The organism is Halomonas sp. 3D7M (assembly GCF_014897885.1).
Lineage (GTDB): Bacteria > Pseudomonadota > Gammaproteobacteria > Pseudomonadales > Halomonadaceae > Vreelandella.
In genome coordinates this window covers 7,931-11,987 of record NZ_JABUZF010000228.1, presented here as the reverse complement: position 1 = coordinate 11,987, position 4,057 = coordinate 7,931, and the positions used below count along the sequence as shown (strand labels likewise).

The following is a 4,057-nucleotide window of genomic DNA, read 5'->3' as shown; positions in this document are numbered from 1 at the left end:
CCCGCCTCAATAGGCAGAGTTGCGCCCCCCATGGAGGTCCAGGCAAGCCCGGTAACAACGCCTTCGCCTTTCAGCACTTTCTCTTTGCGGAATAGCGGTGCTCCCAGGAACTCTTCCAGGTTTTTAACCGATATTTTTACCGTTTCCAGCTGCTCTTCCAGTAGCTTTACGGCTGCCTTGCGAACAATACGATGCAGCTGTTTTTCAAGCTGACGAACACCTGCCTCACGGGCATAGCCGTCAATAACCTGCTTGAGCGCGGCATCCGTTAAGTTGATACGCTTCTTAGGCAGGTTGTCGCGTTTCAACAGCTTCGGCCATAGGTGGTGCTTAGCGATCTGTAGCTTCTCTTCCGCGATATACCCAGAAAGGCGAATCTGCTCCATACGGTCAAGCAACGGCCCTGGGATAGAGTCCAGAGTATTCGCGGTGCACAAGAACAGCACTTTGGATAGGTCCATGCGCACATCGAGATAGTGATCCAGGAAATCGACGTTTTGCTCTGGGTCTAACACTTCAAGCAGCGCTGACGCGGGGTCGCCCTGGAATGATTGGCCCAGCTTATCAATCTCATCGAGCATAATCACAGGGTTCTCGACTTCGACTTCTTTAAAGGCCTGGACTAGTTTGCCGGGCATTGCGCCAACGTAAGTACGACGATGACCTTTAATTTCAGCCTCATCGCGCATCCCGCCCACAGAGAAACGATAAAACTCACGGCCCAGTGCTTCAGCAATAGAGCGCCCAATCGAAGTTTTACCGACCCCGGGAGGGCCGACCAGCAGCACAATCGAGCCACCTACATCGCCTTTGAAAGTACCTTCGGCAAGAAACTCAATAATCCGCTCTTTCACATCTTGTAAGCCGTCGTGATCGCGGTTGAGAACTTCCCTGGCATGAGCCAAGTCAAGCTTGTCCTGGCTGGTAACGCCCCAAGGCAACGAGGTGAGCCAATCAAGATAGTTACGAGTAGTGCCGTACTCTGGCGAGCCGGTTTCTAGCACGCTGAGCTTATTGAGTTCATCGTCAATACGCGCTTGGACGCGTTCTGGCACCACCAGTGACTCTAGGCGGTTCCTAAACGTATCGACGTCGTTTTCACGGTCGTCTTTGGAAATACCCAGTTCACGCTGAATAACCTTAAGCTGCTCACGCAAGAAAAATTCTCGCTGCCGCTCCTGCATTTGAGCATTCACCTGCTCACTGATCTCGCTTTGCAACTGAGCAACATCGATTTCTTTACGCAGCAATGGGAGAACTTTGTGCATACGCTCAGCCACCGACAGCGTGGCGAGTACATCCTGCAGGTCGGGGCCCTTGGCAGATGTGATAGCAGCTGCAAAGTCAGTTAGCGGACCGGGCTCATGGGGGCTAAAGCGATTGAGATAGTGTTTTAGCTCTTCACCATACAGCGGATTAATCGGCAGCAACTCTTTGATGCCGTTAATAATCGCCATCGCATAAGCGCGGGTTTCTTCGTTCTCAGCGTCGACTGGTTCTTTGGGATAGCTGACTTCCACCAGATAAGGCGGCTCTTTAGACAGCCAGCGCTGAATTTTAAAACGCCTAACCCCCTGAGCGATAAACTGGATCTGTTGATCTTCGCTCTGGAGTTTATGTACTTTGACCGCCGTGCCAATCTCAGGAAAATCGTTGTGATCCAACGACTCAACACCTTGCTCGCCAACAAAGGCAACACCAATGGTGTGGTGAGGCGTATTGCCTACCCGACGTATGGTTTCTTGCCAACGCTCGCGGTTGATGACCAGCGGCTGTACCTGAGCGGGAAAGAAGGGTCGATTATGAATCGGCAATAGATAGATACGCTCTGGGAGCATATCGCTGGCAGGCACTAATGAATTAACTTTCTCACCGTCTGAACGGTGCTCTTCACTGTTCGAGGTATCGTCTTGCGGTGCGTCGGACTCATCGTCCGTCAGCCAATCGGGGTGTTCGTGATCGCGGTCGTAATCCTGGTCGCTCATGCGCCCTCCCATAACAGTGACTAGCGGATTGATCCGCTTAGCAATGTCTAAGGAATGTGGGCACAGGGGGTGAACTTCAACCCTTGGCACCATTTGTAGCAGTGTATTCGAAGAGTGGTAACAGCTTCAGAGCTCGTCGCTGTTTAGTAGAAAGCAGTGATGCTCAAAACACTTATGCTCAAAGCTGAGGCATTGGGCGTCCATTAACGCGCAATTCGCCACGAACAACATCAAACTCTAATTCTCGCGTACCAAGAGGCAGGCCTAGCCAAAGGGCTGCCACGGTTGGCGCATCGTACCAAGTAAAATCACCATCAATACGATCCAACCAGCGAGCGCGCTCTTCTGGCTTATCCAGCCTCGTCATCATGAGTTCATCAAGCCCACGCGCATCAAAAAAGAGCGCACCATCTGCGTTAACGTTGATACCTAGCAGCGGGCTTTCAATCGCGATCGTTGTAATGTCTAAACGAGGTGAGTCACTCAACACACCTTTTAAATCAGGGGCTAAACGCACCAGCAGCCCTTCTGCCATTGGTAGGCTAGCGTCGCCCCATGAGGCTTCTTGCCGCAAACGCAAGATTGTTGCGCGAACAGCATCCGCATTTAAGCGTGAAAGCTCGGCCTCAATCCGACCACTTAACAAAGGTGTATCGGGCGCTTCGCTTGGGACGCTCACCTCGCCAATGATCAGTTCGCCATTCAAGCGAAGCTCTTGCTCGTCGAGTACCATGTGGCTGTGAACATCAAGCGGCGACACACGAATATCATAGGCAGGATAGTGAAGCGATAACGACTCAACATGCAGATGGTCACGCTGAGCAAAATGATAGGCATCGTCAATGTAGGTATAACGGCTTTCAAGAGACGAAGGCCCCATCGTTAATTGAGCGGGACCATCTGTTAGCGTGAGCTGGTCGAGCAGCGCACGCAACCGCCAATCACCAAATACGCCTTCTAAGCGCATACGGGCACCACGAACCGATAGCTCACGACCATTTTGCTGGATCACAAAAGGGGCAAGTGCCAGACGCAGTTCACTGTGCCCACTTAGCGTATGGTAGCGTCCTTGCCAGCGCGGTATAGACGGAGCAGAGACCTCTCCCACGGCTTTTTGCAAAACGCTATCTAAGCGGGGCAGTAGCGTTCCTTCAACGTCAGTACTTAACGCACCATGACGAGCACGGTAAGTAAGCTCTAACCGCCATGGCCGCCCTAATAAGGGCGATAAAAGCAGTTTTCCCTGAGACGTCAACCACCCTTGGCGGCTCTCCGTCCGACTAACCCGCCACTCCCCTCGCGCTTCCAAATCTTCTAATGCTTGACGAAGGCTGCGTTCAAACAAAATGCTTGATAGCAGTTGTGCCGCCACCCACGCCACCACTAAGGCCGCGAGAATAGGCACGATTAGTCGTTCCTTGCGCATGCGATCTCCTTGAACACCCCCACGATTGGAGCCATTCGCCAACGACATTGCGTGATCAGTTCCCAGTAATTAGCTAAGTCCATTTATTATATAGGTGACCCACCTGCCGGTTTGTGCAGATAGGTTATTAGTGTAGCCAAAACCATAAATGCATCGTACTCCACGCGTAGATGCCCGCCATAACGTCATCAATCATAATGCCAAATCCCCCGGCAACACGCCGGTCTGCCCACCGGATAGGCCACGGTTTGAAGACATCGAAAATACGAAAAACAATGAATCCCCAGAGAGCGGCCTCCCACGAGAAGGGCACTGCCGCCATGGTTATCCAGTAGCCAACAAACTCATCCCAAACAATACCGGAGTGATCATGCACGCCTAAGTCATGGGAAGTTTTGTCACACAACCACACCCCAACCACAAACGCCACAAAAACAATGCTGAGATACCAGACCAAAGGGAGGTCGGCCATCATCCAGTAGAATGGGATTGCTGCTAGCGTCCCGAAGGTGCCAGGCGCCCAGGGCACCGCACCACTGCCTAGGCCAAAGGCAAAAAAATGGGTTGGCCGACGCCAAACGCTCGCTGGTGCTCGGTTCATGGCGCTTCCCCGCTAAAATGCTGCCACCCTTCGTAGTCACTGGCG

The 4,057-nt window shown here is 52.5% G+C and carries 3 protein-coding genes; all 3 read right to left on the bottom strand.

The window, feature by feature from the left end; all coding sequences use genetic code 11:
- Window positions 1–1,985 (bottom strand): endopeptidase La (gene lon / locus INT22_RS12825; protein ID WP_193068341.1); only part of this gene is annotated, 1,985 nt, incomplete at its 3' end.
- A gap of 178 nt (window positions 1,986–2,163) precedes the next feature.
- Window positions 2,164–3,411: a DUF945 family protein gene (locus INT22_RS12820; RefSeq protein ID WP_193061394.1), complete on the bottom strand. Its 1,248-nt coding sequence runs from the start codon at window positions 3,409–3,411 to the stop codon at window positions 2,164–2,166.
- A 127-nt stretch (window positions 3,412–3,538) separates the two neighbouring features.
- Complete coding sequence (locus tag INT22_RS12815; RefSeq protein WP_038486072.1) at window positions 3,539–4,012, bottom strand: phosphatidylglycerophosphatase A family protein; 474 nt, start codon at window positions 4,010–4,012, stop codon at window positions 3,539–3,541.
- Window positions 4,013–4,057: the final 45 nt, after the last annotated feature.

Excerpts from the sequence above, each read along its gene's own strand:
- INT22_RS12815 (WP_038486072.1), bottom strand. The coding sequence starts at position 4,012 with ATGAACCGAGCACCAGCGAGCGTTTGGCGTCGGCCAACCCATTTTTTT.
- INT22_RS12820 (WP_193061394.1), bottom strand. The coding sequence starts at position 3,411 with ATGCGCAAGGAACGACTAATCGTGCCTATTCTCGCGGCCTTAGTGGTG.